Consider the following 2,758-nt stretch of genomic DNA (forward strand, 5'->3'; position numbering starts at 1 on the left):
GCAGATCACGATGCTGCTGGTACTGATGCTCACGTCGAAGGGAATGGCCGGCGTGCCGCGTGCGTCGCTCGTCGTGATCGCGGCCACCCTGCACCAGTTCGGGCTGCCGGAGGCAGGGCTGCTGCTGATTCTCGGCGTCGACACGTTCCTCGACATGGGCCGCTCGGCCACCAATGCGGTGGGCAATTCGATCGCGAGCGCGGTGGTCGCGAAATGGGAAGGCCAGCTCCTGCCGGAAGCGGAAGCCGAAGCCAACGCTGCGCGCATCGAAGCGGAACAGGAAGCGACGATCGCACATCCGACGGAAGTCTGACGGAGGCCCGGCGATGAAGATGCAGCGATTCTGGCGTGCGCTCGCGCTCGCGGGCCTGCTTGCGACGGGCGCGGCCGCGCGTGCGGACGATGCGCCGTCGACGCCGCCGCGCGTCGAGCCGTTCGCGCCGGCCCAACTGACCGGCACGCTCGCGAAGGTGCGCAGCAGCGGCACGATCGCGCTCGGCTATCGCGACGCGTCGATCCCGTTTTCGTACCTGAATGCGCGCAACCAGCCGATCGGCTATTCGATCGAGCTGTGCAAGGCGCTCGTGGCGTCGATCGAGGATGCGATCAACCAGAGCCTGACGATCCGCTGGGTGCCGGTCACGTCCGACAACCGCATCGACGCGGTGGTCAGCGGCAAGGTCGACCTGGAATGCGGCTCAACGACCAGCAACCTTGAGCGCCAGAAACGCGTGGCGTTCTCGCCGATCTTCTTCGTGGCCGGCACGAAGGTGATGGTGAAACGCGGCGCGCCGATCCGCTCGTTCCGCGATCTCGCGGGCAAGAAAGTCGCGGTGACGGCCGGCACGACCAACGAGAAGGCGCTGCGCGACCTGAATGACAAGTTCCGGCTCGGGGTCCAGCTACAGGTGGTGCCGGACCATGCGCAAGGCTTCGCGCTCGTCGCGAACGGCAGTGCCGACGCGTTCGCGACGGACGACGTGTTGCTGTACGGCCTGATCGCCGAGAATGCGAGCAAGGGCGGCCAGTACGACGTGGTGGGCGATTTTCTATCGTACGACCCGTACGGCATCATGTTCCGCAAGGACGATCCGCAACTCGCGCAGATCGTGAAAAGCACGTTCCAGGAATTGGCCGCCGACGGCGAGATCGCACGTCAGTACAAGCGCTGGTTCCTGCGCCCGCTTCCGTCCGGCTTGAGTCTGAACCTGCCGATGAGCCCTCAGCTGGAAACCATCATCGAGGCGATCGGCGTCAACGCGAATTGAGCGCGGCGCCATCGTCGACATGAAGGACGAGACGAGAACGGCCCCGATGCCTCACCAGGCATCGGGGCCGCTCGCCGGATGCGACGCGTTCAGCCGACCCGCGCCGCGCCCTGCTGCTCCGCTTCGGCGTCTTCGCTGGCCGCTCGGGCCAGCACCGGCTTCAGCGCTTGCCCGGTATGGCTGGCCTTCACCTGCACGAGCCCTTCCGGCGCCGCCGCCGCGACGATCGTGCCGCCGCCCACGCCGCCTTCGGGCCCGAGATCGATGATCCAGTCGGCTTCGGCGATCACGTCGAGATCGTGCTCGATCACGACGACGCTATGCCCGGCATCCACCAGCCGGTGCAGCACGCGGATCAGCTTCGCGACGTCGGCCATATGCAGGCCGACCGTCGGCTCGTCGAGCACGTACAGCGTGTGCGGCACCTTCTGGCCGCGCCGCGTGATGTCGTCGCGCACCTTCGTCAGCTCGGTGACGAGCTTGATGCGCTGCGCCTCGCCGCCGGACAGCGTCGGCGACGGCTGGCCGAGCGTCAGATAGCCGAGCCCGACGTCCTTCATCAGCTGCAGCGGATGCGCGATGTTCGAGATCGGCGCGAAGAACTCGACCGCCTCGTCGATCTCCATCGTCAGCACGTCGCCGATGTTCCGGCCGCGCCACGTGACGGCGAGCGTTTCCGGATTGAAGCGCTGCCCGTGGCACACGTCGCACGGCACCTTCACGTCCGGCAGGAAGCTCATGCCGATCGTGCGCACGCCCTGCCCTTCGCACGCGGGGCAGCGCCCGTCGCCGGTATTGAACGAGAAACGCGACGCCGTATAGCCGCGTGCGCGCGCTTCGAGCGTATCGGCGAACAGCTTGCGGATCGTGTCCCACACGCCGATATAGGTGGCCGGGCACGAACGCGGCGTCTTGCCGATCGGCGTCTGGTCGACTTCGAGCACGCGATCGATCTGCTCCCAGCCGCTCAGCGACTCGCAACCTTGCCACGCATGCGTGACGTTCAGCGACGGCCGCGGTGCGCTGCGCGCGAGCACGCTCGAACGACGGTTGGTGGCCGGCGCGTCCTGCTGCGCGGCCTTGCGCGCACGCCGCGTGGCGGGCGACGACAGCACCGAGCGGCCGACCGCGTCCAGCAGGTTCGTCATCAGCACGTCGCGCGCGAGCGTCGACTTGCCCGAACCGCTGACGCCCGTGACCGCGACGAGCCGCGCGAGCGGAATGCCGACCGTGACGTCGCGCAGGTTGTGCAGCTGCGCGCCATGCACGGTCAGCCAGGCTTCCGGCACGGCTTCACCGCCCTTCTTGCCCGGCAGGCTCACGCTGCGGCGCGGTTGCAGCGGGTGCGTCATCGGCTGCGCGAGCAGGCGCCCCGTCACCGAATCGGCCCGCGCGGCGAGATCGGCCACCGCGCCTTGCGCGACCAGCGTGCCGCCGCGCTTGCCGGCGCCCGGGCCGACGTCGATGATGTGATCCGCGCGGCGGATCGT

2 protein-coding genes and 1 pseudogene are annotated in these 2,758 nt (G+C 68.4%); 2 read left to right on the forward strand and 1 reads right to left on the reverse strand.

Translation table 11 applies throughout. The features are described from left to right. The coding region (locus JMF90_RS32280; protein ID WP_201325951.1) for a dicarboxylate/amino acid:cation symporter at positions 1-313 on the forward strand (313 nt) is incomplete at its 5' end. Positions 314-326: 13 nt separating this feature from the next. After that, positions 327-1,268, forward strand: coding sequence for an amino acid ABC transporter substrate-binding protein (locus JMF90_RS32285; protein ID WP_054928626.1), 942 nt, complete (start codon positions 327-329; stop codon positions 1,266-1,268). An 89-nt stretch (positions 1,269-1,357) separates the two neighbouring features. On the opposite strand, the pseudogene JMF90_RS32290 reads toward JMF90_RS32285, so the two are convergent. Further along, a pseudogene (locus JMF90_RS32290) lies at positions 1,358-2,758 on the reverse strand (excinuclease ABC subunit A); the annotation flags it as partial.

The organism is Burkholderia sp. E168m23 (assembly GCF_016586125.1).
GTDB classification, from domain to species: Bacteria; Pseudomonadota; Gammaproteobacteria; order Burkholderiales; family Burkholderiaceae; genus Burkholderia; species Burkholderia orbicola.